This window comes from Massilia sp. BGA-UO-ETr-WB1 (assembly GCF_059567845.1).
In genome coordinates this window covers 423,942-447,993 of the sequence record NZ_JCAQOT010000023.1, presented here as the reverse complement: position 1 = coordinate 447,993, position 24,052 = coordinate 423,942, and the positions used below count along the sequence as shown (strand labels likewise).

27 protein-coding genes are annotated in these 24,052 nt (G+C 64.8%); 8 read left to right on the top strand and 19 right to left on the bottom strand.

The window, feature by feature from the left end; all coding sequences use genetic code 11:
* Positions 1-8: 8 nt before the first annotated feature.
* The 16 genes from AC56DV_RS10600 to AC56DV_RS10525 all read right to left on the bottom strand — a co-directional run bounded on the left by AC56DV_RS10600 (position 9) and on the right by AC56DV_RS10525 (position 13,476).
* Complete coding sequence (locus AC56DV_RS10600; RefSeq protein WP_496314241.1) at positions 9-401, bottom strand: DUF4845 domain-containing protein; 393 nt, start codon at positions 399-401, stop codon at positions 9-11.
* 24 nt (positions 402-425) lie between these two features.
* Positions 426-1,346 (bottom strand): signal peptidase I, encoded by a 921-nt coding sequence (gene lepB, locus AC56DV_RS10595; RefSeq protein ID WP_496314240.1) that lies wholly within the window; start codon positions 1,344-1,346, stop codon positions 426-428.
* On the bottom strand, positions 1,343-3,136 hold the full coding sequence (lepA, locus tag AC56DV_RS10590; protein ID WP_496314239.1) for a translation elongation factor 4: 1,794 nt from the start codon (positions 3,134-3,136) through the stop codon (positions 1,343-1,345). Before lepA ends, lepB begins: the two co-directional genes overlap by 4 nt.
* 156 nt (positions 3,137-3,292) lie before the next feature.
* Positions 3,293-3,532 (bottom strand): glutaredoxin family protein, encoded by a 240-nt coding sequence (locus AC56DV_RS10585; RefSeq protein WP_496314238.1) that lies wholly within the window; start codon positions 3,530-3,532, stop codon positions 3,293-3,295.
* Between the two features lie 48 nt (positions 3,533-3,580).
* Positions 3,581-5,080: a DegQ family serine endoprotease gene (locus AC56DV_RS10580; RefSeq protein ID WP_496314237.1), complete on the bottom strand. Its 1,500-nt coding sequence runs from the start codon at positions 5,078-5,080 to the stop codon at positions 3,581-3,583.
* Between the two features lie 137 nt (positions 5,081-5,217).
* Positions 5,218-5,634: a sigma-E factor negative regulatory protein gene (locus AC56DV_RS10575; protein WP_496314236.1), complete on the bottom strand. Its 417-nt coding sequence runs from the start codon at positions 5,632-5,634 to the stop codon at positions 5,218-5,220.
* Between the two features lie 25 nt (positions 5,635-5,659).
* Positions 5,660-6,259, bottom strand: a complete 600-nt coding sequence (gene rpoE, locus AC56DV_RS10570) for an RNA polymerase sigma factor RpoE (RefSeq protein WP_496314235.1) — start codon at positions 6,257-6,259, stop codon at positions 5,660-5,662.
* 70 nt (positions 6,260-6,329) lie between these two features.
* Complete coding sequence (locus AC56DV_RS10565) at positions 6,330-6,764, bottom strand: protein YgfX (RefSeq protein WP_496314234.1); 435 nt, start codon at positions 6,762-6,764, stop codon at positions 6,330-6,332.
* A 142-nt stretch (positions 6,765-6,906) separates the two neighbouring features.
* Positions 6,907-8,151, bottom strand: coding sequence for a beta-ketoacyl-ACP synthase II (gene fabF / locus AC56DV_RS10560; RefSeq protein ID WP_496314233.1), 1,245 nt, complete (start codon positions 8,149-8,151; stop codon positions 6,907-6,909).
* Between the two features lie 30 nt (positions 8,152-8,181).
* Positions 8,182-8,421, bottom strand: coding sequence for an acyl carrier protein (gene acpP / locus AC56DV_RS10555; RefSeq protein ID WP_055936274.1), 240 nt, complete (start codon positions 8,419-8,421; stop codon positions 8,182-8,184).
* A gap of 147 nt (positions 8,422-8,568) precedes the next feature.
* Positions 8,569-9,315, bottom strand: coding sequence for a 3-oxoacyl-ACP reductase FabG (gene fabG, locus AC56DV_RS10550; protein ID WP_496314232.1), 747 nt, complete (start codon positions 9,313-9,315; stop codon positions 8,569-8,571).
* Positions 9,316-9,326: 11 nt separating this feature from the next.
* A complete protein-coding gene (gene fabD, locus AC56DV_RS10545; protein ID WP_496314231.1) occupies positions 9,327-10,265 on the bottom strand; it encodes an ACP S-malonyltransferase in 939 nt (312 codons plus the stop codon).
* 114 nt (positions 10,266-10,379) lie between these two features.
* On the bottom strand, positions 10,380-11,366 hold the full coding sequence (locus AC56DV_RS10540) for a beta-ketoacyl-ACP synthase III (RefSeq protein ID WP_496314230.1): 987 nt from the start codon (positions 11,364-11,366) through the stop codon (positions 10,380-10,382).
* Between the two features lie 16 nt (positions 11,367-11,382).
* Entirely contained in the window at positions 11,383-12,444 is a 1,062-nt protein-coding gene (gene plsX, locus AC56DV_RS10535; protein WP_496314229.1) for a phosphate acyltransferase PlsX, read from the bottom strand.
* A gap of 150 nt (positions 12,445-12,594) precedes the next feature.
* The gene (rpmF, locus tag AC56DV_RS10530; RefSeq protein WP_008449924.1) at positions 12,595-12,777 is read right to left on the bottom strand and encodes a 50S ribosomal protein L32; all 183 of its coding nucleotides are present in this window, start codon (positions 12,775-12,777) and stop codon (positions 12,595-12,597) included.
* Between the two features lie 204 nt (positions 12,778-12,981).
* On the bottom strand, positions 12,982-13,476 hold the full coding sequence (locus AC56DV_RS10525) for a YceD family protein (protein ID WP_496314228.1): 495 nt from the start codon (positions 13,474-13,476) through the stop codon (positions 12,982-12,984).
* 144 nt (positions 13,477-13,620) lie between these two features.
* Here AC56DV_RS10525 and AC56DV_RS10520 point away from each other — a divergent pair, with 144 nt between their 5' ends.
* From AC56DV_RS10520 to AC56DV_RS10485, 8 genes are all read left to right on the top strand, one after another.
* Positions 13,621-14,232, top strand: coding sequence for a Maf-like protein (locus tag AC56DV_RS10520; RefSeq protein WP_496314227.1), 612 nt, complete (start codon positions 13,621-13,623; stop codon positions 14,230-14,232).
* A gap of 5 nt (positions 14,233-14,237) precedes the next feature.
* Positions 14,238-14,975 (top strand): SAM-dependent methyltransferase, encoded by a 738-nt coding sequence (locus AC56DV_RS10515; RefSeq protein ID WP_496314226.1) that lies wholly within the window; start codon positions 14,238-14,240, stop codon positions 14,973-14,975.
* An 8-nt stretch (positions 14,976-14,983) separates the two neighbouring features.
* Positions 14,984-15,751 carry a helix-turn-helix transcriptional regulator gene (locus AC56DV_RS10510; protein WP_496314225.1) on the top strand — a complete coding sequence of 256 codons (768 nt, stop codon included), beginning with the start codon at positions 14,984-14,986 and terminating at the stop codon, positions 15,749-15,751.
* Between the two features lie 67 nt (positions 15,752-15,818).
* Positions 15,819-16,805, top strand: coding sequence for a DMT family transporter (locus tag AC56DV_RS10505; protein WP_496314224.1), 987 nt, complete (start codon positions 15,819-15,821; stop codon positions 16,803-16,805).
* Between the two features lie 38 nt (positions 16,806-16,843).
* Positions 16,844-18,019 carry a DUF418 domain-containing protein gene (locus tag AC56DV_RS10500; RefSeq protein ID WP_496314223.1) on the top strand — a complete coding sequence of 392 codons (1,176 nt, stop codon included), beginning with the start codon at positions 16,844-16,846 and terminating at the stop codon, positions 18,017-18,019.
* A gap of 79 nt (positions 18,020-18,098) precedes the next feature.
* Entirely contained in the window at positions 18,099-19,175 is a 1,077-nt protein-coding gene (locus AC56DV_RS10495) for a CPBP family intramembrane glutamic endopeptidase (protein WP_496314222.1), read from the top strand.
* Positions 19,172-19,666: a GNAT family N-acetyltransferase gene (locus AC56DV_RS10490; protein WP_496314221.1), complete on the top strand. Its 495-nt coding sequence runs from the start codon at positions 19,172-19,174 to the stop codon at positions 19,664-19,666. Before AC56DV_RS10495 ends, AC56DV_RS10490 begins: the two co-directional genes overlap by 4 nt.
* 3 nt (positions 19,667-19,669) lie before the next feature.
* The gene (locus AC56DV_RS10485) at positions 19,670-20,617 is read left to right on the top strand and encodes an alpha/beta fold hydrolase (protein ID WP_496314220.1); all 948 of its coding nucleotides are present in this window, start codon (positions 19,670-19,672) and stop codon (positions 20,615-20,617) included.
* On the opposite strand, the gene AC56DV_RS10480 is transcribed toward AC56DV_RS10485, so the two are convergent.
* The 3 genes from AC56DV_RS10480 to AC56DV_RS10470 all read right to left on the bottom strand — a co-directional run bounded on the left by AC56DV_RS10480 (position 20,614) and on the right by AC56DV_RS10470 (position 24,018).
* The gene (locus AC56DV_RS10480) at positions 20,614-21,453 is read right to left on the bottom strand and encodes a substrate-binding periplasmic protein (protein ID WP_496314219.1); all 840 of its coding nucleotides are present in this window, start codon (positions 21,451-21,453) and stop codon (positions 20,614-20,616) included. The two genes, AC56DV_RS10485 and AC56DV_RS10480, sit on opposite strands and share 4 nt — an antisense overlap.
* A 15-nt stretch (positions 21,454-21,468) precedes the next feature.
* Positions 21,469-22,749, bottom strand: coding sequence for an EAL and HDOD domain-containing protein (locus tag AC56DV_RS10475; RefSeq protein WP_496314218.1), 1,281 nt, complete (start codon positions 22,747-22,749; stop codon positions 21,469-21,471).
* Positions 22,750-22,824: 75 nt separating this feature from the next.
* A complete protein-coding gene (locus AC56DV_RS10470; RefSeq protein WP_496314217.1) occupies positions 22,825-24,018 on the bottom strand; it encodes a 23S rRNA (adenine(2030)-N(6))-methyltransferase RlmJ in 1,194 nt (397 codons plus the stop codon).
* Positions 24,019-24,052 lie beyond the last annotated feature (34 nt).

Sequence of the window (24,052 nt, the reverse complement as noted above, 5' to 3'; positions counted from 1 at the left end):
TCTCTAGCTTATTTGCCGTCGGCGTCGGGTTTCGCTGGCGCGCTGCCCGATTTCGACGTGGTGCCGGCATATTCCAGCAACAGGCTGGCCGGTCCGACCAGGGGGATTTTCTTGTCGTAAGCAAAGCTCACTTCCAGGCCGCCGTCTTCGCGGGTGATGACCAGGTCGCGCGCGGTGATGGAGCTGATGTAGCCCACTTCGGCGCTCTTGCTGAACGAAGCCTGGATTTCCTGCGGCGTGCTGCCGGCGCCCTTGGCTTTGACGATGGCGGCCGAGATGGCGCGGTATTCCGAATACGTGGGGACGATCTGCATGGCCAGCAGGCCGATGGCGGCCAGCACGGCGATCGTGAACATCAGGCCGATCAGGGAAATCCCGCGTTGTTTCTGCAATCCTTGCATGTCTGCCCCTTCGTATTGTTCGAGTTATTGAATGCTGCCGATGCGCTTCAGCGGGTTGCTCAGGTTCATCCACACGAAGAAGGCTTTGCCGACGATGTTCTTGTCCGGCACGAAGCCCCAGTAGCGGCTGTCCAGGCTGTTGTCGCGGTTGTCGCCCATCATGAAGTAGTTGCCGGCAGGCACGGTGCAAGTGAAGCCTTCGGAACGGTAGCTGCACGCTTCGCTGTTCGGGAAATCCATCACCTGGGCCACGTTGACCGACGGCGCGCTTTCGGTGGCGATGATGCGGTGTTCGACGCCGCTCAGGTTTTCCTTGGCCTGCTTGGAGTACTGCAGGCTGTCCTCGTTCAGGTAGTCGTCCAGCGGGGTGTACGCGATGGGCTTGCCGTTCACGGTCAACTTCTTGTTTTCATAGGTGATTTTATCACCCGGCACGCCGATCACCCGTTTGATGTAGTCCTGGCTCATGTCGCGCGGATACTTGAACACCATCACGTCGCCGCGCTGGGGATTGTTCAGCTCGATGATTTTCTTGTTGATGATGGGCAGGCGCACGCCGTAGGTGAACTTGTTCACCAGGATCAGGTCGCCCACCAGCAGGGTCGGCACCATGGACGAGGACGGGATCTTGAACGGCTCGTACAGGAAGGAGCGCAGGAAGAACACCAGCGCGATCACCGGGAAGAAGCTGCCGGAGTACTCGATCCAGGTGGGCTGGCGCAGGTGGGCAGCTTCGATCGCGCTGCGGTTGGACGCGTTGTCGACCTGGATGCCGTTGGCGGTCAGCTTGGCGGTGCGCTCGTCGTACTCGGCCAGCGCGCGGTCGGCCGCGGCGCGGCGCTGCTTGGCCAGGTAAAACACATCCAGAAACCAGATTACGCCCGTCACCACCATCAGGATGAACAGGATCAAGGCAAAGTTGCTCAGCACAGCTTGCAGGTTCATTTATCGTCCACTTGTAAGATTGCCAGGAATGCTTCTTGTGGAATTTCCACCGAGCCCACCTGCTTCATGCGTTTTTTACCGGCTTTCTGCTTCTCCAGCAGCTTCTTCTTGCGGCTGATGTCGCCGCCGTAGCACTTGGCCAGCACGTTCTTGCGCAGCGCCTTCACGTTCTCGCGCGAAATCACGTTCACGCCGATGGCGGCCTGGATGGCCACGTCGAACATCTGGCGCGGGATCAGCTCGCGCATCTTGGCTGCCACCTGGCGGCCGCGGTAGGCGCTGTTGGACCTGTGCACGATGATGGCCAGCGCGTCGACCTTCTCGCCGTTGATCAGCATGTCCACTTTCACCACGTCCGAGGCGCGGTATTCCTTGAACTCGTAGTCCATGGAGGCGTAGCCGCGCGAGGTGGATTTCAGCTTGTCGAAGAAGTCCAGCACGATTTCGCCCATCGGCATTTCGTACACCAGCTTGACCTGGCGGCCGTGGTAGCTCATGTCCATCTGCACGCCGCGCTTGCCGATGCACAGCGTGATCACCGAGCCGACGTACTCTTGCGGCATGTACAGGTTGACCGTGACGATAGGCTCGCGGATCTCGTTGATCTTGGTGGTTTCCGGCATGCGCGACGGATTGTCCACTTTGACGATGCTGTTGTCGCGCATCACCACTTCGTACACCACGGTCGGCGCGGTGGTGATCAGGTCCTGGTCGAACTCGCGCTCCAGGCGCTCCTGCACGATTTCCATGTGCAGCAGGCCCAGGAAGCCGCAGCGGAAGCCGAAGCCCAGCGCCTGCGACACTTCCGGCTCGTACATCAGCGCGGCGTCGTTCAGTTTCAGTTTTTCCAGCGCGTCGCGCAGGGCGTCGTACTGGTTGGCTTCCACCGGGAACAGGCCGGCGAACACTTGCGGCTGCACTTCCTTGAAGCCCGGCAGCGGCGCCGGCGCCGGCTTGTTGGCCAGGGTGATGGTGTCGCCCACCTTGGCGGCCTTCAGCTCCTTGATGCCGGCGATGATAAAGCCCACCTGGCCGGCCGACAGCTGCGGCAGGGACAGCGAACGCGGCGCGAACACGCCCACGTCTTCCACCAGCTGCAGCGACTCGGTAGCCATCAGCTTGATCTTGTCTTTCGGTTTCAGGGTGCCGTTCACCACGCGCACCAGCATCACCACGCCCACGTAGGCGTCGTACCAGGAGTCCACGATCAGCGCCTGCAGCGGCGCGTCCGGATCGCCCTTCGGCGGCGGCACCTTGGCGATGATGGCTTCCAGCACGTCGTCCACGCCCATGCCGGTCTTGGCCGAGCAGTGCACGGCGTCGCCGGCCTCGATGCCGATCACGTCTTCGATCTCGGCGATGGCGCTGGGCGGGTCGGCGTTCGGCAGGTCGATCTTGTTCAGCACCGGCACCACTTCCACGCCCAGGTCGAGCGCGGTGTAGCAGTTGGCCACGGTCTGCGCTTCCACGCCCTGCGACGCGTCCACCACCAGCAGCGCGCCTTCGCAGGCCGACAGCGAACGGCTCACTTCATAGGAGAAGTCCACGTGGCCGGGGGTGTCGATCAGGTTCAGGTTGTAGACCACGCCGTCGCGGGCCTTGTATTGCAGGGCGGCGGTTTGCGCCTTGATGGTGATGCCGCGCTCGCGCTCCAGATCCATCGAATCGAGCACTTGCGCCTCCATCTCGCGCTCGGACAGGCCGCCGCACAATTGAATGATGCGGTCGGCCAGCGTCGATTTACCGTGGTCGATGTGGGCGATGATGGAGAAATTGCGTATGTTGTTCATTAAACAAATCTAAAAACGTGGTGGGACGTGGCGAGAAAAAAAGCGCTCCAGGCGGGGCATGGATGCCCTGGCGAGCGCTTTTGTTACTATCACTGCAAGGAAACAAGAGCTTTCCGACCCCGCATTTTACCGGATTTCAGAGGGGAAAGCCCGGTTTTATGCCAAAGCCCGTTTTACGGCGCTTTCGTCGAGGAAGTAGTGGCACAGTTCGGGCTGGTCCAGATCGGCGTACAGGACCGGCACCAGTTCGTCGAAACGGGCCACCAGGGCCTCGTCGGCATCGACGTCGATGACCTCGACGGTGAACGGGCGCTCCGGGCTCTGGAGCGCATTCAGCGCGTCCAGCATGTCCTGGCACAGGTGGCAGTAGGAGCGGGAGTAAAGGGTAAAGTGCATGGGGAACGCCCCCGCGCGCGGCGGGGGCGGATAAGTGGAACGGCTGCCTTACTTGGCGACAGGACGCAGGGAAATGAACTGCGCCACGTCGCCGCGCCGCACCAGCACCACGTGGGCGCGCTTCGGATCGAGCTTGGCCACCACGGCGTTGAACTGCTTGGCGTCCTTGATCTCGATATTGTTCAGCTGCAGCAGCACATCGCCTTCGCGCAGGCCGGCGTTGGCGGCGGCGCCCTCGGCGGCCTCCACCATCACACCGCCCTCCACCGCCAGCTCCTTCTTCTGCGCGGCGGTCAGGTCGGCCACTTTGAAGCCGAGCGCGTTGGCCGGCTCATCGGCTTTTTTCTTCTTCTCGGCCGGGCTGGCCTTGGCGGCGGTCTTGTCGGCCTCCAGTTCCACCACGGTGACCGGCACGTCCACCTGCTGGCCCTTGCGCCACACGGTGACCACGGCCTTGCTGCCCAGCGCCGCGCCGCCCACCATGCGCGGCAGGTCGGACGAGCGGTTGATCGGGGTGCCGTTGAACTTCAGGATGATGTCGCCGGCCTTGATGCCGCCCTTGTCGGCCGGACCGCCCGGCTCCACCATCGTCACTTCGGCGCCCTGCGCTTCCTTCAGGCCCAGCGATTCGGCCACTTCCTTGGTCAGCTGGCCGATCTGCACGCCGATGCGGCCGCGCGTGACCTTGCCGGATTTCTTCAGCTGGTCCGCCACGCGCATGGCTTCGTCGATCGGCACGGCGAAGGAAATGCCGTTGTAGCCGCCGGACAGGGTGGCGATCTGGGAATTGATGCCGATCACCTCGCCGCGCATATTGATCAGCGGGCCGCCCGAGTTGCCGGGGTTGACCGCCACGTCGCTCTGGATCAGGGCCAGGTATTCGCCGGTGTCGCGCGATTTGGCGGAAATGATGCCGGCGGTGACGGTGTTTTCCAGGTTGAACGGCGAACCGATGGCCACCACCCACTCGCCCACGCGGATCTTGCCGGAGTCGCCGATGGTCAGGTAGGGCAGCTTGCTGCCTTCGATTTTCAGCAGGGCCACGTCGGTGCGGGCGTCCGCGCCCAGCACCTTGGCCTTGAATTCGCGCTTGTCGGTCAGCGTGACGTAGACCTCGTCCGCGCCCTGCACCACGTGGGCGTTGGTCAGCACGTAGCCGTCCGCCGAGGTGATGAAGCCGGAGCCGACGCCGCGCTGCACTTCCTCGTCCTGCTGCGGCGCGCCGCGGCGGCCGCGCGGGGTCTGGCCGGGCTGGCGCGGGGTCGGAATGGCGCCGCCGAAGAAGCGGCGCAGGAATTCCTGCATTTCCTCTTCGCCGGGCTGGCCGTTGCGGTTCTGGTTCAGCTTGAGGCGTTCGGTGGTGCGGATGTTGACCACGGCCGGGCCGACCTTGTCCACCATGTCGGCAAAGTCGGGCAAGCCGGCCACCGTGGGCGCGGCGGCCTGCGCCAGCGGCGCCAGGCCCGCCACGGCGGGAGCGAACAGAACACCCGCGCTCAGCATCAGCGCGGACAGCGTTTTACTACCAGCAGAGAAGTTGTTTTTCATGGGTTCCGGTGGTTCTTGTTGGGTTCAGCCAAGGTTCGGTGAAGTTCGGTAAACGAATGTTTAATATAAGCGAAAACGGCCCTTGCCGCTCGCACAAGATATTGCGAGTGGCAAGGTTTTTCAAGAGGGAGGCGTGCTTAGACTGCCGTGTCGGGCACCGGGGCGGCCAGGTCGGGGGCGTGGTCCCCGGCTGCGGGCTGGGCGGGCGCAGCGGCGGCGGGCTGGCCGGCGGCAGCGGCGCCGGGTGCAGGCGCAGCGGCCGGCGGGGAGGCAGGCGGGGAGACAGGCGGCGAGGCGGCGGTGGGCGCGGCCCGGCCCGGCGCGGGAGGCACTTCAACGTCCAGCAGCGCCGCCAGGCGCGCGGTGAAGCCCTCGCCCAGATCGGCGCCGCTGGCGTCGCTGCGCAGCACGTCGCCGATCACTTGGTAGGCGCGCCATGCGGCCTGCCCTTCCGGCTCCGCCAGCGCTGCCATGGCCAGCCCGGCCTCATGATCGGACAGCTCGCCGTCCACCATGGCGGAAATGTGTTCGTGCAGTCGTTTCAGCGTATCCATCGGCGTTCCCGTTTCAAGCAGCGTATCACCAGCGTCTGTCCAGCGGCATGTCCAGCAGGGGCTTGAGTTTCTCGGCGATCACGTCGCGCGCCCGGAAAATGCGGCTGCGCACGGTGCCGATCGGACAAGCCATGATATCGGCGATTTCCTCGTAACTCAGCCCCTCGATCTCGCGCAGCACGATGGCCGTGCGCAAATCCAGCGGCAGCGCATCCATGGCGGCGTTCACGGTGCGCGCAATCTGCTGGCTGGCCAGCACCGATTCGGGCGTGTTGATGTCGCGCAGCTGCTCGCCGCTGTCAAACGATTCAGCCTGCTCGGCGTCGTTCTCGGTGGAGGTCGGCGTGCGGCGGCTCTGGCTGGCGAGGAAATTCTTGGCGGTATTGATGCCGATGCGGTACAGCCAGGTATAAAAGGCCGAGTCGCCCCGGAAGTGCCGGATGGCGCGGTATGCCTTGATGAACGTTTCCTGGACCACATCTTCCGCCTCCGCCGGGTCGTGCACGATGCGCGATACCAGCCTCATCAGCCTACGCTGATACTTAGCCACCAGCAAGTCAAACGCTTGCCGCTCGCCCGCCTGGACTCGCTCGACCAGCAACTGATCGCACTCGCGCTCTGTCATTGCACCTGTTCCCCGGTGTCCTACGGCGTGCGTGCCCATACTGCTATAGAGCAAGCATGCCGCAATAAGTTCAAAGTTTTTTTGCCGCGCAGGCCCGGCACGCCAGCGCCAGCGGCCTGAACTGGCCGGGCGCCACGCTGTCGGGCAACACCGCCAGCGCCGTCACCGCGCCGCCCTCATGGCGCAGGCGCAGCAACAGCAGCCACGGCCAGCAGGTCGAACCGGCCTGCAATTCCACACAGGCTGGCGTTGTGCTACCCGCTGACAGCAGGTATACCGCCAGCCGGATTTGTCCAATACCGGAAATATCAAGCCGATGCGTTTTGGCGCGTCGCAGCGCGCAAAGCAAGGCCAGCGCGCTTGCCGCAGCACAACAAACGGGGAGGACGGGCGGGTGGCCGCCGGCCAGCAGCGCGGCCACGGCCAGCGCGCACGCGGCGAAGCCCGCCTGCAGCAGGCGCAAGCAGAACGAAGGACGCACGACAAGCGACACCGCAATCGACATGACGCGTTAAACCCGGGGTGCTGGCAAGGGGGAGTTACTGCAGATGCGCCGTAGCGGCCGTATGGCCTGGGCGACAGGTGCCGGCGGGCGCCGGCACCGTCTCAGCGCTCACTCCGGTTCGACCGGAGCGAGGCTAAAAAGTTCAAACTTTTCCGAACACGAGGCTACCGTTGGTGCCGCCGAATCCGAACGAGTTCTTCACCGCGTACTGGATCTTCATGTCGCGCGCCACGTTGGCGCAGAAGTCCAGGTCGCACGCAGGGTCCTGGTTGAAGATGTTGATGGTCGGCGGCACCACCTGGTGGTGGATGGCCAATACCGTAAACACCGCTTCCAGGCCGCCGGCGCCGCCCAGCAGGTGGCCGGTCATCGACTTGGTCGACGACACCACCATCTGCTTGGCGTGATCGCCGAAGGTGCGCTTGATGCCGACCACTTCGGCCTGGTCGCCCAACGGGGTCGAGGTGCCGTGGGCATTGACGTACTGCACCTGATCCGGGTTGATGCCGGAATTCTTCAGGGCGGCAATCACTGCCTTGCTGCCGCCGCTGCCATCTTCCAGCGGCGACGTCATGTGGTAAGCATCGGCGGTCATGCCAAAGCCATGCACTTCCGCATAGATCTTGGCGCCGCGCGCTTTTGCGTGTTCGTACTCTTCCAGCACCATGACGCCGGCGCCCTCGCCCAGCACGAAGCCGTCGCGGTCGCGGTCCCACGGCCGCGAAGCGGTCGCAGGGTCGTCATTGCGGGTGGACAGCGCGCGGGCCGAGGCGAAACCGCCCATGCCCAGCGGCGACACGGTCGATTCCGCGCCGCCGGCCACCATCACATCCGCATCGCCGTACTCGATCAGACGAGCGGCGGCGCCGATGCTGTGCAGGCCGGTGGTGCAGGCCGTGACGATCGCCAGGTTGGGGCCGCGCATGCCGTACTTGATCGACAGGTTGCCCGAGATCATGTTGATGATGGAAGCGGGCACGAAGAAAGGCGAGATACGGCGCGGACCGCGCTTGTCGTAGTCTTCCTTCTGCTCTTCAATCATCGGCAAGCCGCCGATGCCGGAACCGATGATGACGCCGATGCGATCGGCGTTCTCTTCGGTGACGACGATGCCGGAATCCTGCACCGCCTGAATGCCGGCCGCCATGCCAAAGTGGATAAACGTATCCATGTGGCGCGCTTCCTTACCGGGGATGTACTCCTCGATATTGAAGCCCTTTACCTCACCGGCGAAGTGGGTAGTGAATGGCTGCGCATCAAACTTGGTGATGTTAGCAATCCCGGACTTGCCTTCAGTGACTGCGCTCCACGCCTCGGCAATACTATTGCCGACGGGGGACACGCAGCCGAGGCCGGTGACCACTACACGACGGTTTTTAGAACTCAAGCGATTCTCCTGGAGTCGATCGGGGCAGGCTTAGGCCTTGACGTGCGCAGTAGCGTAGTCGATCGCTTGCTGCACGGTGGTGATCTTTTCAGCTTGTTCGTCAGGGATTTCCATTTCGAACTCGTCTTCCAGAGCCATCACCAGTTCAACGGTGTCCAGGGAGTCAGCACCCAGGTCGTCCACGAAGGACGATTCGGTTTTGATGTCTGCTTCTGCGACGCCCAGTTGCTCAGCGACGATTTTCTTTACGCGTTGTTCGATATCCGACATGTTATGGCTCCAATGTGTTTGTTACGGAAAGCGCGCATTTTATCAGGTTTGCGCGCTGAAAAACTAATTTCGGCACCTGCTGCTATCTGTGCCGAAATCACTGCTAAAAGACAGTGAAAACGCGGTTAAAGTACCGCATTTTCGCCATCAATTCATGTACATCCCGCCGTTCACGTGCAGGGTGGTGCCGGTGATGTAGGCGGCCTGCGGCGAGGCGAGGAAAGCGGTAGCCGCAGCGATGTCTTCCGGCTTGCCCAAGCGGGCCAGCGGGATCTGCGTCAGCAAGGCGGCATGCTGCTCATCGCCCAGCGCCTTGGTCATATCGGTGTCGATAAAACCGGGGGCGATGCAGTTGACGGTGATGTTGCGGCTGCCGATTTCACGCGCCAAGGCGCGGCTCATGCCTTCCACGCCGGCCTTGGCCGCCGCATAGTTCATTTGACCCGGGTTGCCGGACGAAGCCACTACCGAGGTGATGTTAATAATACGCCCACTTTTCGCTTTCATCATCCCCCGCAGCACGGCGCGCGACAAACGGCCCACGGAACTGAGGTTGGTGGCGATCACGCTGTCCCATTCCTCGTCCTTCATGCGCATGGCCAGGTTGTCCTGGGTGATGCCGGCGTTGTTGACCAGGATCGCGACCGCGCCCCAGGTCTTGCCGATTTCGTCGATCACTTCGGCGCAGCGGGCGGCGTCGGTCACGTTCAGGACCAGGCCCTTGCCGGCCTCGGGACCGATCTCGGCCAGGTAGGCGGAAATGGCTTCGGCGCCGGCTTCGGTGGTGGCGGTGCCGATCACGCGGGCGCCCTGCTTGGCCAGTTCGATGGCGATGGCCTTGCCGATGCCGCGCGAGGCGCCGGTCACCAGCGCAACTTGATTTGCCAGATTCATGTGTTTCCTTATTATTTAAAGGTAGCCAGGACGCGTTCTAGCGAAGCCTGGTCGAGGATGGCGTCGCCCACCAGTACCGGGTCGATACGCTTGGCCAGGCCCATCAGCACCTTGCCGGGGCCGCACTCGACCACTTGCGTGATGCCTTCGGCGGCCACTTTCTGCATGGTTTCCACCCAGCGCACCGGGCTCGCGGCCTGGCGCACCAGCGCGTCCTTGATGCTGGCCGGGTCGTTCAGCACGGCCACGTCCACGTTGTTGATCAGCGCGATCTGCGGCGCCGAGAAGGCCAGGCCGGCCATGTACTCGCGCAGGCGGTCCGAAGCCGGCTTCAGCAGCGAGGAGTGGAACGGCGCCGACACCGGCAGCTTCATGGCGCGCTTGGCGCCCTTGGCCTTGGCGATTTCGCAGGCGCGCTCGACGGCCGCGGTGTGGCCGGCGATGACCACTTGCGCCGGCGCGTTGAAATTGACCGGCTCCACCACTTCGCTGCCTTCAGCGGCAGCTTCGGCGCAGGCGGCGCGCACGTCGTCGTCCGACAGGCCCAGCACCACGGCCATGGTGCCCTGCCCGACCGGCACGGCTTCCTGCATGGCCTGGGCGCGGAAGCGCACCAGCGGCACCGCATCCTTGAAGGAGATCACGCCGGCGGCGACCAGCGCCGAGTACTCGCCCAGGCTGTGGCCGGCCACCACCGACGGCACCGGGCCGCCGGCGGCGATCCAGGCGCGGTAGGCGGCCACGCCAGCGGTCAGCATCACCGGCTGGGTGTTGGTGGTCAGGTCCAGCTCTTCCTTCGGGCCTTCGGCCATCAGCTTGCCCAGGTCGAACTGCAGCGCGTCCGATGCCTCGGCGATGGTTTGCGCCACCACCGGGTTGCCGGCGAAGCCGTCCATCATGGCGATGGCTTGCGAGCCTTGGCCCGGGAATACAAATGCAAATTTGCTCATATTTGTCTCTTCTTGTTGAATCTATAAGGGCGACGGGCAATCTTGCCAGCATCCTAACCATCCGCCCTGCCGTTTAGAGTTCTAATTCTAAAACGGGCTGTATTTTACCTGACATTACATGCGGGCAAGGACCGCGCCCCAAGTAAAGCCGCCCCCCACGCCTTCCATCATCACGTTGTGGCCCTTCTTGATGCGGCCGTCGCGCACGGCCTGGTCCAGCGCCAGCGGAATCGACGCGGCCGAGGTGTTGCCGTGCTGGTCCACCGTCACGATCATCTTTTCCAGGGGCAGGCCCAGCTTCTTGGCGGTGCCGTTCATGATGCGGATGTTGGCCTGGTGCGGCACCAGCCAGTCGATCTGGTCCGAAGTCATGCCGGCGTGCTGCAGCGCTTCGTGCGCCACCTTCTCCAGCACGCTGACCGCCAGCTTGAATACCGCCGGGCCGTCCATGTACAGGTAGGAGCTGCCCGCCACCGCGCCGCCGGCCAGGCTGCCCGGCACGCTCAGGATGTCGGAATGGCGGCCGTCCGCGTGCAGCTTGGTCGCCAGGATGCCGGGCTCGTCCGAGCCGGTCATGACGATGGCGCCGGCGCCGTCGCCGAACAGCACGCAGGTGGTGCGGTCTTCGAAATTGAGGATGCGCGAAAACACTTCGGCGCCGATCACCAGCACGTTCTTGTGCACGCCGGCCTTGATGAAGGCGTCGGCGGTGGAAACGGCGTAGACAAAGCCGCTGCACACGGCCTGCACGTCCACGGCGGCGCCGTTGTTGGTCTGGCCCAGCTTGCGCTGCACGATGCAGGCGGTGCTGGGGAAGCTGCCGAAGAAGTCCGGCGTGGAGCTGGCCACGATGATCAGGTCGATGTCGTCGATCTGCATGCCGGCCATGTCCAGCGCGTTGCGGGCCGCATGCACGGCCAGGTCGGACGAAGCCTGCTCAGGCTCCGCGTAGTGGCGCGCGGAGATCCCGCTGCGGCTGGAAATCCATTCGTCGGACGTCTCTATCCCCTTGGCCGCCAGCTGGGCGGTCAAGTCCTCGTTGGTCACGCGTTTTTCAGGCAGGTAGCTGCCGGTGCCAATAATTTTGCTATACAAAGTCATGCGTTTCCATCCACTTTCAGGTGACGGAGCTGGGCTCCTGTGTAGTCTCCGTGCTACGCGGCATCAGCTCGGCGATCATGGTCGACAACTGCGCCTGCACATCATTTTTTGCAGCATCATACGCTCGCCGGATCGCCCATTCAAATGAATATGCGTCGGCGCCGCCGTGGCTTTTGAAAACCAGGCCGCGCAGGCCCAGCAGACTGGCGCCATTGTAGCGGGATGGATTGAGGCGGTTCTTGATCGCCTTCAAGGCGCTGCGCGCAATCAGCGCGCCCAGCATGGTGAAGATGTTGCGCTTGAATTCGGAGGTCAGCACGTCCTTGAAGAAGCGCGCCACGCCTTCCACCGATTTCAGGGTGACATTGCCGACAAAGCCGTCGCACACCACCAGGTCGGTAGTGCCCTTGAAGATGTCGTTGCCTTCCACGTTGCCGTAGAAATTGAGCGCGCCGCGCTCGTGGTCGGCCTGCAGCAGCTTGCCGGTCAGCTTGACCACTTCATTGCCCTTGATGTCCTCGGTGCCCACGTTGAGCAGGCCGATGGTGGGCCGGGCGACGCCTTCCATGGCATGCACCAGCACCGAACCCATGATGGCGAACTGGTGCAAATGGTGCGGTTCGCAGTCGACATTCGCGCCCAGGTCGAGCATATAGGTGGGGCCGCCCTTCTGGTTGGGCATGATGGAGCAGATGGCGGGACGGTCCACGCCGGCCATGGTCTTGAGCACGTAGCGCGAGACGGCCATCAGGGCGCCGGTGTTGCCGGCCGAGACGGCGGCCTGGGCCTTGCCGTCCTTGACCTGCTCGACCGCCACGCGCATCGAAGAATCTTTCTTGCGGCGCAGGGCGACTTCCAGCGGGTCGTCCATCAGCACCTGCTCGGAGGCGTGCTGGATGGAAATGCGCGGATGCGCCTCGGCATGATGCTTTTTGAGCTCGGCACGGATGGCGTCTTCCAGGCCAACCAGGATCAGCTCGGCTTGCGCCTCACGCTTCAAAAAGGAAATGGCGGCAGGAATGGTGACAGACAGGCCGTGATCTCCGCCCATGCAGTCGATAGAAATTTTGATTGTCATTGTGGGACAAATGCGCGCCTGAAACGAATTCAGGGCTGCAGAGATGCGGGTTTGACAGGCAGGCTGGTTAGCCGCCGAGGAAAAGAAAAAAGCGGCGCCACGTCAGTAAAAACCACGTCGCACCGCTCTTATTCTTGGTAAAAACGTCGATTACTCGTCGTTTTTGGTCTTCAGCACTTTACGGCCACGGTAGAAACCGTTAGGGCTGATGTGGTGACGCAGGTGCGTTTCACCGGTGGTTGGCTCGATACCCAGTTGTGGAGCAACCAGGAAATCGTGCGAACGGTGCATACCGCGCTTGGATGGGGACTTCTTATTCTGCTGAACTGCCATGATGACTCCTAATACATAAGTTCTAAAATTCTAACACATTCGACCGGCAAATACATGCGAATCGAGTATCCCAGCGGCAAAATCTGCCGCCATCGATCTAGTGATCGACGTTCTGATGCCACTTACTACAACAATGCCAATACTCGCAACACTCGACTGCCTGCACGCGCTTTGACACGTTCTTTACAACTACTTGTTCTGTACTTATTTTTTCAGGTCTTTCAGACCTTCAAAGGGCGACTTCTTCTCGGACTGCAGAGAGTCGAGCAGCGCCGTACTCGGACATACATCGTGTTTCGGCGTGTGCGGCAGGGCCAGCAACGCTTCATCTTCCACCAGGTACATCAGGTCCATGTCGCGGGTGCCCACGATCACGTCCACTGTTTCATCGTCGATCATCTCTTCGATTTCGTCAGCCTGCTCGTCGTCCTTGCCCAGCATCAGCAGCGTCGAGGACGCCAGGTGGTGGGCGTAAGGCTGCATGCAGCGCTGGCAAACCAGCTGCACGGTGCCGTCCACGGTCAAACGCATCTGTGGAAAACCATGCCTGCTGACGCCGCCCGCCACCGTCCAGGTGACAGTGCCGGACGCATCCGCGCATTCCTTGGCCAAGCGGGTCATCTCTGCAACCGGCGTCACGCCGTCGCGGTTTGCCTTAGTCCGACTAAAATCAAACGCGTCGATCACAAAAGCACTCATAGCCTGCATTCCCCGGAAAACCTGCGATAATAGCAGGGTTTTCGCCCGCACGTCAAAGCCCGCACACATTTTTGTGCAGGGTTTGCCCTAAATACACGGCGCACAGAGCATATAACAATTTCCCAGGCAGAGCCAGTAAACTAGATGCTTACCGAACAGAATTCTTCCCAGCCCCGCCTCATCCTCGCTTCCAGCTCCGCCTACCGCAAGGAACTGTTGTCCCGCTTGCAACTGCCGTTCGATGTGGCGGTGCCGGACATCGACGAAAGCGCCCTGCCCGGCGAAACGCCGAGCGCCACCGCGCTGCGCCTGGCGCGCCAGAAGGCCGCCGCCGTGGCCGCCACGCATCCCGGCTGCCTGGTGATCGGCTCCGACCAGGTGGCCACGCTGGACGACGAACAGATCGGCAAGCCCGGCAACCACGCCGCCGCGCTGGCCCAACTGCAGAAAATGCGCGGCCGCGAAGTCATCTTCCACACCGCGCTGTGCCTGTGGGACGGCCGCAACGGCCACGCTTATATAGAAGACATCCAGACCGTGGTGAAGTTCCGCGATTTGCCCGACCGCGAGCTGGACGCCTACCTGCGCATCGAGCAGCCGTACGACTGCGCCGGCAGCGCCAAGAACGAGGCGCTCGGCATCGCCATCCTGGAACGCATCGACAGCAGCGACCCGACCGCGCTGACCGGCCTGCCGCTGATCGCCCTGACCGGCATGCTGCGCCGGGCGGGCGTGTCCTTTTTCAACACCAAATAATTCCTATGCCAGGCACTCTTTTCCTTATTCCCAACACCCTCGGCGAGACCGAGGCGCTGTCCCATGTCATTCCCGAGCACGTGCAGGCCACCACCGCCGCCCTCGGCTACTTCGTGGCGGAGAACGCCAAGACCGCGCGCGCCTTCTTGAAACTGGTGGGGGCGCAGCATCCGCTGTCGCGTCCGCTGCAGGAAATCAGGATCAGCGAGCTGAACGTGAACACGCCGCAGCAGGCGCTGCTGGGACTGCTGGAACCGCTGCTGGCCGGCCAGGACGCGGGCCTGGTGTCCGAAGCGGGCGTGCCGGCCGTGGCCGATCCGGGCGCCGACCTGGTGCGCCTGGCGCATCAGCACGGCATTCCGGTGCGGCCGCTGGTGGGGCCGTCGTCCATTTTGCTGTCGGTGATGGCAAGCGGCCTGAACGGCCAGAGCTTCGCCTTCAACGGCTACCTGCCGACCGACGCCGCGCTGCGCGCCAAGCGCATCAAGGAGCTGGAAAGCCGTTCGCGCAGCGAGAAGCAGACGCAGCTGTTCATCGAAACGCCGTACCGCAACGCGGCCATGCTGGAAGCGCTGGTGGCGAGCTGCGCCGGCGGCACCCTGATTTGCGTGGCCACCGACATCAGCCTGCCGTCCGAAACCATCCGCACCATGACGGGCGCGCAGTGGAAGAGCCTGCTCACCGCAGGCAAGGCGCCGGACTTCCACAAGAAGCCCACCGTGTTCCTCATCCTGGGCCAGTAAGGCACGCCATGCAGCCCGCCGACCTCGCCATCTCGATCCGCAGCTATGGCGACGTCCGCTCCACGGACAAGCATGACTACGCGCAGCTGGTGCTGCCGCTGCAAGGCGCGGTCATGCTGGACATCGAGGGCAAAGAGGCGCGGCTCGATGCGCTGCGCGCGGCCTTTGTCGAACCGGGCGCCTGGCACTCGCAGCTGGGATCGCCCGACAACCGTTCGCTGATACTCGACATCGCCGCCCCGGCGCTGCCGGCGCCGCTGCGCGACCAGCTCGGCGACCGCCCCTTTCGCGCGCTGAACGCCGCCTCCGGCAAGCTGGTCGAATTCATGGGCCTGATGCTGGACCAGCAAGCGGCCCCGCCCGCCAGCACCGTGCAGGCCTGGCTGGGCCTGCTGATCGACTCGCTGACGCTGAAGTCGCCCCAGCCGCGCTCGCGCCTGGCCGTGCTGATGGCAGCCGTGGCCGCCGATCCGGGCCAGCCGTGGAGCACGGAACGCATGGCCGCGAAAGCCGGCCTCAGCGTGAGCCGTTTGCACACGCTGTTCCGCGAAGAACACCACACCACGCCGCACGGCTGGCTGCTTGCCGCGCGCGTCCAGTGCGCCTGCGCGCTGCTGGCGCGCGGCAGCCTGCCCATTGCCGACATCGCCTGCCGCGCCGGCTTCGCCGACCAGAGCGCCCTCACCCGCGCCATGCGCAACAGCCTGGGCCAGACACCGGCGGCATACCGCAGGCAGGCGCAGGAGCGGGTGCAGGACAATTTGCCTAAAAACTGAGAGTCCGCGACAAGAGATTTCCGCGCATGCAGGGCATCATCGCCCAGCAAACTGCGAAGGAAATCGGATGGACTCGAATCAAGCTGGAATCACATCGATGCGGATGGGCGTGGCCTGCGGCGTGGCGGCGGGCGCGCTGTGGGGGCTGGTGTTCCTGGCGCCCGAACTGGCGCGCGGCCACACGCCGCTGCAACTGTCCGCCGGACGCTACCTGGCCTACGGCATCGCCGCCTGCGCGCTGATCGCGCCCTCGTGGCGCCGCCTGCGCGCCGCGCTGGGCTGGCGCGACTGGCGCGCGCTGCTCTGGCTCAGCATGCTCGGCAACGTCCTCTACTACCTGCTGCTGGCCAGCGCCGTGCAGCTGGGCGGCGTGGTCATGACGTCGCTGGTGATCGGGCTGCTGCCGGTGGCCGTCACCGTGATCGGCAGCCGCGAGCACGGCGCCGTTCCGCTGAGGCGCCTGGCGCCGTCCCTGCTGCTCAGCGCGGCAGGCACCGGCTGCATCGCCTGGCAAGCGCTCGCCGCGCCGCCCGTGGGCGCCACCGCCGCCACTGCTGTTCCGGCCGCCGGCGGCAGCGCGGCTGCAACCGGCCTGCTGTGCGCATTCGGCGCCCTGATCTCCTGGACCGCCTACGCCGTCGCCAACAAGCGCAAGCTGGCCGCGCTCAGCGACATCAGCTCGCACGACTGGAGTTTGCTGACCGGCGTCGCCACCGGCGCGCTGGCCCTGATGCTGGCCGTGCCGGCCTTTTTGCTGCCGCACGACGGCGCCGCCGGCGCTGGCACTGGTACCGCCGGCTGGCTGCGCTTCACCGCCATCGTCACGGCGGTGGGACTGCTCTGCTCCATCGTTGGCAACGCCCTGTGGAACCGCGCCAGCCGCGTGCTGCCGCTCACCATGAGCGGCCAGCTCATCCTGTTCGAAACCCTGTTCGCCCTGCTCTACAGCTTCCTGTGGGAAGCGCGCTGGCCCCGCGCCATGGAATGCGCCGCCATGGCCCTGCTCTGCGCCAGCGTGCTCAGCTGCACATCCGCACACCACCGCAAGGCATGATATATTCGGCAAGCTTAACTTTCCACCAAGGAGACCGCATGGCCGAAGCGCACCGGCTGCCTCATCGGCTGCAAATCGTCGACGCCCTGCGCGGCTTCGCCCTGCTGGGCATCCTCAGCGTCAACATCTGGGCCTTCGCCGACTCGCACTTCGCCTCGCCGGCCGCCAATCCCCTGTATGCCTCGGCGCTGGACAACGCCGTGCGTTTCCTGGCCGCGCTGGTGTTCGAAACCAAGTTCTACCTGCTGTTCTCCTTCCTGTTCGGCTACAGCGTGACGCTGCAAATGGACGCCGCCGCGCGCGCCCAGGCCGCCTTCCTGCCGCGCATGCTGCGCCGCCAGGCGGGCCTGATCGCGCTCGGCCTGCTGCACGGCGCCCTGCTGTTCTACGGCGACATCATGTCCCTGTACGGCGCGCTGGGACTGATCCTGCTGGCCTGCCGCCACTGGCCGCCGGAGCGCGCCGCCAAGGCGGCAATCTGGCTGCTCAGCGTGATGGGCCTGGGCTGGATGCTGTTCGGGCTGCTGCTGGCAGGCGTCGCCGAAGCCGCGCCGCCCGACCCCGACGCGCTGGCCAAGCTGCTGGCGTTCAGGGGCGGCGCCGCCGCCACCCAGGCCTACCACCTGGGCCACCTGCCGGAAACGCTGGGCGTCATCCTGCTGCTGCAAGCGCCCAGCGCCATGGCGCTGTTCTTCCTTGGCTTCGCCGCCGGCCGCCTGCGCCTGTTCGAGCAGCCGGACCTCTACCGCGATGCCGCGCGCCGGCTGCTGCGCATCGGCCTGCCGATGGGGCTGGCTGGCGCCGTCTGCTACGCCAGCGCATCGACCTACGCATCCGGCGGCTGGCTCGAAATAATGGCCTTCGGCTTCGGCCAGATGACCGCGCCGCTGCTGTGCTTCTCCTACGTGGCTGCCGCGCTGCTGCTGTTCGAACGGCCCGCGGGACGGCGCATCGAGGCCGCGCTGGCGCCGCTGGGCAAAATGGCGCTCAGCAACTACCTGCTGCAATCGCTGCTGCTGGGCTTGCTGTTCACCGGCTACGGCTTGCGCCTGATCGACCGCCTGCCGCCGCTGGCCGTGCTGGCCTGCGTGCCGCCGCTGTACGGGCTGCAGATGCTGCTTAGCCGCTGGTGGCTGGCGCGCTACCGCTACGGTCCCGGCGAATGGCTGCTGCGCGCCGCCACGCTGGCCGCCTTGCCGCCGCTGACCAAGTGACAAAGTGCGACTATTCCGCCGTTCCCGGCTGCTATGCTGCTGGCTCCGTTGCCAGCAGGAATTAGTCCACCCACGATCCATGGATAACAGTCATCCGAAACGCCAGAGTTTGCTGCCGGGCCTGCTGGCCGGCGCCGCCGTCCTGCTGGCCACCGAAATCACGCACACGCTGCTCATCCCGTTGGAGGCGCCGCGCCCAATCTACTTTGCCGACAGCAGCTTCTGGCTGCTGCTGCAGGTGCTCGACATCGCCGGCGCCATGGCGGCAGGCATCGTTGCGGCGCGCTACGCGCCAGCAAACGGCAGGCAAGTTCCGCTTGCATTGCTCATACTGCTCCTAAACGTCAAATTTTCTGCCGACTTGCCCATGACCCGTCACGCCTGGCCCACCGTGCTATGGTACGGCACGCCGCTCGGCATCCTGTGCGGCGCGGCCTGGCAACGGCGCTACGGCCGCATCGTGCCGGCGGCACCGGAACCCAGCGTCAACAGCATGGAATCGGCGCCCCACATTTCGCTGCCCCTGGCGCTCGGCGTCACCACTATCTGCTTCGGCTGGTCCATACTCCTATCGCTCTCGGCCACGTTTGGAGGCCACCTCACCGGGGCATTCAACGACAGCAACTTCATCGCGCAGGTGCTGACAGAAGCGGTGCTGGCTTCAGTCGCACTAACGGTGCTGTACGCCCGCCGCTACCCGCTAGCAACGCTGCTGCCCCGCGCCACGCTGCCGGACGCCGGCGCCGGTGTGCTGCTATGGCTTGCCACGCTCGCTGCCTGCGCCGCGGTGCTCGCGCTAGCAAGCGCAGGCGCTAACCAGCCAGCGCAACCAGTGGCACAGATGCTTGCCGAAGCCCAGGTCTCGGCCCACGTTGCCCTGCTGCTGTCACTGGTCAACGGCACCTACGAGGAAGTGTTCCTGCTGGGCTTTCTGGCAAGTGGGCTGCGCCGTTTCGGCGCCTCCAACGCCATCGCCATATCGCTGCTGGTGCGGCTTCTTACGCACACTTACCAGGGGCCACTCGGCACCTTGAGCGTGGTGGTGTTTGGCGCCGTGCTCGGCATCTATTACTTCCGCACCGGGCGCCTGTTCCCGGTGGTCGCCGCGCACATCCTTGCAGACGCGGTTGCTTTTCTCAATACTGGAGCTTCATGATCATTCGACCGACTACCGAATCAGACTGGGAAACCCTGAAAGCCATTCGCCTGGCCGCGTTGCTGGACGCGCCGACCGCCTTCGGCGTCACGCACGCCAGCGCCGCCGCCTACACCGACGCGCAGTGGCAGGAGCGCGCCTCGGGCCGCAACGGCACCGAATTCCTGCTCGCCTTCGACGGCGACATCGCCACCGGCATGGCGGCGCGCGCCGTCAGCGACAAGCAGGAATGCAATCTAATCGGCATGTGGGTGCAGCCGTCGTACCGGGGCACGCCGGTTGCCGCAGCGCTGGTGCGGACGCTGCTGGCCCGCGCCATGGCGCAAGGCCACACCCGCGTGGTGCTCGACGTGTCGCCCGAAAACACGCGCGCGGCCGCCTTCTACCGCAAGCTGGGCTTTGCCTTCCTGCCCGAATGGGAGCCGCTCGCGAGCTACCCGGACATCGCCGTGCAGAAGATGGAATGGCTGTCCTCCAACCCACAGAGTTGAACCATGTCCCGACTCGTCCTGTCCGCCCTGCTCGCCGCTGCGGCTACGGTTGCCGCCCCGGCCCGCGCTGAGCGCCTGCTCGAAGAAGCCAGCATCCAGATCCACAACGAAACGCGCCGCTATTACCGCCTGCACGACACGGAAGCGCCGGCCAATGGGCCCGTGATCGTGCTGGTCAGCGGTTCCGGCTGCAACGATTTCGGTGCGCGCTTCGCCAAATACTTCGAGTCCTATCCGAAGTCGCTGGACCTGTACTTCCTCGAGAAGCCGCACATCGGCAAGGGCGCCAGCGGCGAACCCGGAACCTGTTCCGAAGCCTACAAGCGCGCCGACAACCTGGAGCGCCGCGTGGCCGACACGCTGGAATTCATCGACACCCACGCCAGCCTGAAAAACCGGCCGGCCCGCTCGCTGGCCCTGCTGGGATTTTCGGAAGGCGGCCAGGTGGCGCCCATCGTCGCCTCCCGCAGCGGGAAAGTGGGCTGGCTGGCCGTAGCGGGCGCCGGCGGCATGAAGCAAGGCGAAGGCTTCCTGGTGTTCGCGGACCGTGGGGTGACGCCGTACGCCGAATTCTCCAGGCAACGGCTGGAGGCCGAGTTTGCGGCCATCGCCAGGGAGCCGAACGCGCTGGACAAGGAATTCTTCGGCCACCCCTACGCCTACTGGAGTTCGCACCTGTTCCATGATCCCCTGCCTGTCTATGCGCAGCTCGACATCCCCATCGTGGTGGCCATGGGCGAGAAGGACGACAGCGAGCCGATCGAAGCCGGCCGCCTGCTGAAGAATTACTTCGCGCAGCGCCCGGAGAAAAAGTTCCGGTTCATCGAGTACAAGAACGCGAACCACGGCCTGCAGGAAGGCGGCAAGTCGAACGCGAAGGTCTTCGTGGGCAGCCTGGCCAAGTGGTTCAAGGGCGACGCCAGAGCCTTCGCGGAGCAGCCCGCGAACTAAGGGATCAGCATGCGGGCGGCGTCGGCCGGCGGCACGTAGCGCTGCACCATGCGCTGCACGCTGCCGTCCGCCTGCATCTCCTTCATCAGCACGCCCCAGCGCCTGGCGTCTTCGGCGCTGAAGTGTCTTTTGCTGATCAAGAGATTGGCGGCCTCGCGCGACAGCGCCGGCGCCCAGTCCTCTATTCTCGCCTGGCCGTCCTGCAAGTACTGGGAGTACACCAACTGCGTGCCCAGCACCGCCTGGAAGCGGCCCGCCTTGAACATGGCGTACAGCTGCTCGGTGCTGTCGATTTCATCGATCCGCGCGATATTGCGCAACTGCGCCACGAAGCCGTCAAACGGCTTGCCGGGGAAGTGGCCGCGCGCCACGCCGAGCCGCAGGCGGGGACTGGCGATGAAGTCGGCCGGCGAGCGTATGGCGGGGCTGACGTCCTTGTTCAGGATGATCATGTTCTTCATCCACAGATAGGGCACGGCGTGCGCGAACACCTTGCGCTCGGCGGTGGCGATGGCGGACAAGGTCATGTCCACGCTGCCGGCCTGCATCTCCTGCCAGATGCGGCCGCGCATCATCACCTTGTATTCGAAGCGGCATCCGCTGCGCGCCGCCAGCTGTTCGGCCACGTCCTTGTCCAGCCCTGCGCCGGCACGATAGAAGCCGCCGAATTCATACAGGCCGAACACGATGGGGCGGGATGGGCAGGCCGGTCCGTTCTTAGCCTGGGCCTGGGCCACGGCGGCTGGCGCGGCGCACATGCAGGCGCACGCATAAACCCAGGCTAGCAAGCCGCTAGCGGCAATGCGGCGCGCGGGCGGGCGGCGTGGTGAAGACATGGCGGCGCCGCAGCCTTAGTGCACGCCGCTGGTGTAGTCGTTCACCCAGTCGAAGGCGGCCACCTGGATGGCGTACAGCTCGGCCGGCGACAGGTTCATTTCCTGCAGCATGCGCCCCAGCACGGCCGGCTCGCCGGCCTCCTCCAGCCGTTCGATGTGCTCGATCAGCGTCAGCATGCGGCCGTAGTCGCCGTGCCGCGCCAGCAAGGCGCCGCGCACTTCGTCGAGCACGTTGACGCTGTCCAGGATCTCGTCCATCTTCACCGAGAACAGGGTGTCCATCAGCGACATCACGCCCACCGTGAAGCCGATGTCGGCGCTGGTGCGCTGGCCCGGGCGCAGGCGTTCGACGATCAGCTCCAGCGTCTTGCCGCGCGTGGTGGCCATCTGCAGCAGCGGCGAATCGAAGTCCGGTTTCTGGCCGGTGCGCACGTACAGCAGGATCTGCAGCCAGCGCTGCAGCTGGCGGCGCCCCAGCACGATGAGCGCGTGGCCGACAGAGTTGATGCGGAAGCGCGCCCCCACCGACGGCGTGTTCACCAGCCGCAGCAGGTTCAGCGTGATCAGCGGGTCATGCTTGACGCTGCGCTCGAGCTCGCGCTGGTCGGCGTCCGAACCGAGCAGGTTCAGCAAGTTGAGGATGGACAGCTGGGACGGCGTGATCTTCTTGCCGCTCAGGATCACCGGGCGAGCAAAATAATAGCCCTGGAAGTACTCGAAACCGAGGTCCATGCACTGCTGGAACTCCTCCACCGTCTCGACCTTTTCGGCCAGCAGTTTCTGGTGCGAGTTGCGCATCGCGCCTGCCAGCGCGGACAGGCGCGCGGGCTGCATGTGGTGGATGTCGACCTTGATCACGTCCATCATCGGCTGCAGCTTGCTCACGTCGTCGGACTCGGACACCACGTCGTCCAGCGCGAAGCGGAAGCCCGATTCCTTCAGCTCGCGCACGCGCTCGAGCACGTCCGGCGTGGCCTGCACGGTTTCCAGGATTTCGAGGATGACTTTGTCGTTCGGCAGGAAGCGGATGAAGTCGCTCATCAGGCCGACCTTGTCCACATTGACGAAGGCCATCTGGTCGCCCACCACCTGCCCCATGCCCAGCTCGGAGGCGTGGGCGATCACGGTGGCGGTGGCGGCGGCGTCGTCGGTGACGTCGGCCTTATCGGTGTCGGCGTTGCGGAACAGCAGCTCGTACGCGACCAGGCGCTGGCTGCGGTTGAGGATGGGCTGGCGCGCCAGGTAGAAATGGTTGGCGAGCGCAGGCGCGATCTGTAGCGGCGAAGCGATGGTCATGGGCTACCCCAATCTGCGGCGGTATTGTAAGACTATACCTAACGATACAGTCCTGCCAACATTTATTGTCGCGAACTACGGGCGGCGCGGCTTGGTGTTGCGTGGCGTGCTCGTGCGCGGACCATCGGTGCCCAGCTTGGCTGCCGGCTTGGCGCCGGCCGGACGGCTGTAGCTGGCGCCCGGCGAGCCGGGACGGCCGGCGCCGGTGCCCGGCGAGCCGGGACGCGACGAGGTGCGCAGGCTGCCGCGCGGCGCGGTCGGCGCGTTGTTGCCGCGCAGGCTGCCACCCGGGCCGATGGCGCGCGGCGAGATCGGCGCGCGCAGGCCGCCGCGCGGGTTGTTCTCGGCTTGCTGCAGCGACGCTGCGCGCGGCGCCGTGGCGGCGTTGCCGGACTCCAGCACGAAGCCGGCGCCGGCGTCCTCGCCCAGCACTTCCACCAGGTAGGGCATCACTTCCTTCAGCGTGGCTTCCAAGGTGAAAGGCGGGTTGACGATGAACATGCCGCTGCTGTGCAGGCCGCCGAAGCCGTCCGGGCCCGGCGTGCGTATCGTCAGCGTGACGTTCAGCCATTCGGTGCCCTTGATGTGCTTCATGCGCTCGGCGAAGTTGCGCGCCTCGATGCGCTGCAGGATCGGGTACCAGACCGCGTAGGTGCCGGCCGGGAAGCGCTTGGTGGCGTCGTTCAGCATGTCCACCACTTTGCGGTAGTCCTGCTTGTCCTCGTACGGCGGGTCGCACAGCACCACGGCGCGGCGCGACGGCGGCGGCAGCAGGCCCTTCAGTTCCTGGAAGCCGTCGCCGCGCGTGACCAGCACGCGCTTGCCGCGCACGGTGGAGCGCACGCCTTGCGCCGCCCGGTGTTCGTCGAGCTTGCGGAAGTTGTCGGTCAGGATTTTGGAGTCGGCCGGATGCAGCTCGTACAGGCGCAGACGGTCCTGCTCGCGCGCCACCTGCTCGGCGCAATACGGCGAGCCGGGGTAGTAGCGCATCTTGCCGCTCGGGTTCATCGACTTGATCAGTTCCACGTATTCAGCCAGCGCCGCCGGCATGTCGGTGCGTTCCCACAGCGGGCCGATGCCGGTTTCGTATTCGGCGTTCTTGGACGCGAAATTGCCGTCCAGCGCATACACGCCCGCGCCGGCATGGGTGTCGATGTAGCTGTAGGCGGTGTCCTTCTGGTTCATATACTGAAGCAGCTGGACCAGCACGAAATGCTTGAGCACATCGGCGTGGTTGCCGGCGTGGAAGGCGTGGCGGTAACTGAACATGGTGTGGGGATTTCCTTAAAGATGATGCTGCAAG

What these genes read in the sequence shown, in the direction of transcription:
- lepB (WP_496314240.1), bottom strand. Translation starts at nt 1,346, where the DNA reads ATGAACCTGCAAGCTGTGCTGAGCAACTTTGCCTTGATCCTGTTCATC.
- acpP (WP_055936274.1), bottom strand. Translation starts at nt 8,421, where the DNA reads ATGTCGGATATCGAACAACGCGTAAAGAAAATCGTCGCTGAGCAACTG.
- AC56DV_RS10495 (WP_496314222.1), top strand. Translation starts at nt 18,099, where the DNA reads ATGGATAACAGTCATCCGAAACGCCAGAGTTTGCTGCCGGGCCTGCTG.
- AC56DV_RS10500 (WP_496314223.1), top strand. Translation starts at nt 16,844, where the DNA reads ATGGCCGAAGCGCACCGGCTGCCTCATCGGCTGCAAATCGTCGACGCC.
- AC56DV_RS10575 (WP_496314236.1), bottom strand. Translation starts at nt 5,634, where the DNA reads ATGGATACGCTGAAACGACTGCACGAACACATTTCCGCCATGGTGGAC.
- AC56DV_RS10470 (WP_496314217.1), bottom strand. Translation starts at nt 24,018, where the DNA reads ATGTTCAGTTACCGCCACGCCTTCCACGCCGGCAACCACGCCGATGTG.
- rpmF (WP_008449924.1), bottom strand. Translation starts at nt 12,777, where the DNA reads ATGGCAGTTCAGCAGAATAAGAAGTCCCCATCCAAGCGCGGTATGCAC.
- AC56DV_RS10505 (WP_496314224.1), top strand. Translation starts at nt 15,819, where the DNA reads ATGGACTCGAATCAAGCTGGAATCACATCGATGCGGATGGGCGTGGCC.
- AC56DV_RS10510 (WP_496314225.1), top strand. Translation starts at nt 14,984, where the DNA reads ATGCAGCCCGCCGACCTCGCCATCTCGATCCGCAGCTATGGCGACGTC.
- AC56DV_RS10525 (WP_496314228.1), bottom strand. Translation starts at nt 13,476, where the DNA reads ATGAGTGCTTTTGTGATCGACGCGTTTGATTTTAGTCGGACTAAGGCA.
- AC56DV_RS10600 (WP_496314241.1), bottom strand. Translation starts at nt 401, where the DNA reads ATGCAAGGATTGCAGAAACAACGCGGGATTTCCCTGATCGGCCTGATG.
- AC56DV_RS10475 (WP_496314218.1), bottom strand. Translation starts at nt 22,749, where the DNA reads ATGACCATCGCTTCGCCGCTACAGATCGCGCCTGCGCTCGCCAACCAT.
- fabD (WP_496314231.1), bottom strand. Translation starts at nt 10,265, where the DNA reads ATGAGCAAATTTGCATTTGTATTCCCGGGCCAAGGCTCGCAAGCCATC.
- AC56DV_RS10580 (WP_496314237.1), bottom strand. Translation starts at nt 5,080, where the DNA reads ATGAAAAACAACTTCTCTGCTGGTAGTAAAACGCTGTCCGCGCTGATG.
- fabG (WP_496314232.1), bottom strand. Translation starts at nt 9,315, where the DNA reads ATGAATCTGGCAAATCAAGTTGCGCTGGTGACCGGCGCCTCGCGCGGC.
- AC56DV_RS10480 (WP_496314219.1), bottom strand. Translation starts at nt 21,453, where the DNA reads ATGTCTTCACCACGCCGCCCGCCCGCGCGCCGCATTGCCGCTAGCGGC.
- AC56DV_RS10520 (WP_496314227.1), top strand. Translation starts at nt 13,621, where the DNA reads ATGCTTACCGAACAGAATTCTTCCCAGCCCCGCCTCATCCTCGCTTCC.
- plsX (WP_496314229.1), bottom strand. Translation starts at nt 12,444, where the DNA reads ATGACAATCAAAATTTCTATCGACTGCATGGGCGGAGATCACGGCCTG.
- AC56DV_RS10565 (WP_496314234.1), bottom strand. Translation starts at nt 6,764, where the DNA reads ATGTCGATTGCGGTGTCGCTTGTCGTGCGTCCTTCGTTCTGCTTGCGC.
- AC56DV_RS10540 (WP_496314230.1), bottom strand. Translation starts at nt 11,366, where the DNA reads ATGACTTTGTATAGCAAAATTATTGGCACCGGCAGCTACCTGCCTGAA.
- AC56DV_RS10515 (WP_496314226.1), top strand. Translation starts at nt 14,238, where the DNA reads ATGCCAGGCACTCTTTTCCTTATTCCCAACACCCTCGGCGAGACCGAG.
- rpoE (WP_496314235.1), bottom strand. Translation starts at nt 6,259, where the DNA reads ATGACAGAGCGCGAGTGCGATCAGTTGCTGGTCGAGCGAGTCCAGGCG.
- AC56DV_RS10490 (WP_496314221.1), top strand. Translation starts at nt 19,172, where the DNA reads ATGATCATTCGACCGACTACCGAATCAGACTGGGAAACCCTGAAAGCC.
- AC56DV_RS10485 (WP_496314220.1), top strand. Translation starts at nt 19,670, where the DNA reads ATGTCCCGACTCGTCCTGTCCGCCCTGCTCGCCGCTGCGGCTACGGTT.
- lepA (WP_496314239.1), bottom strand. Translation starts at nt 3,136, where the DNA reads ATGAACAACATACGCAATTTCTCCATCATCGCCCACATCGACCACGGT.
- AC56DV_RS10585 (WP_496314238.1), bottom strand. Translation starts at nt 3,532, where the DNA reads ATGCACTTTACCCTTTACTCCCGCTCCTACTGCCACCTGTGCCAGGAC.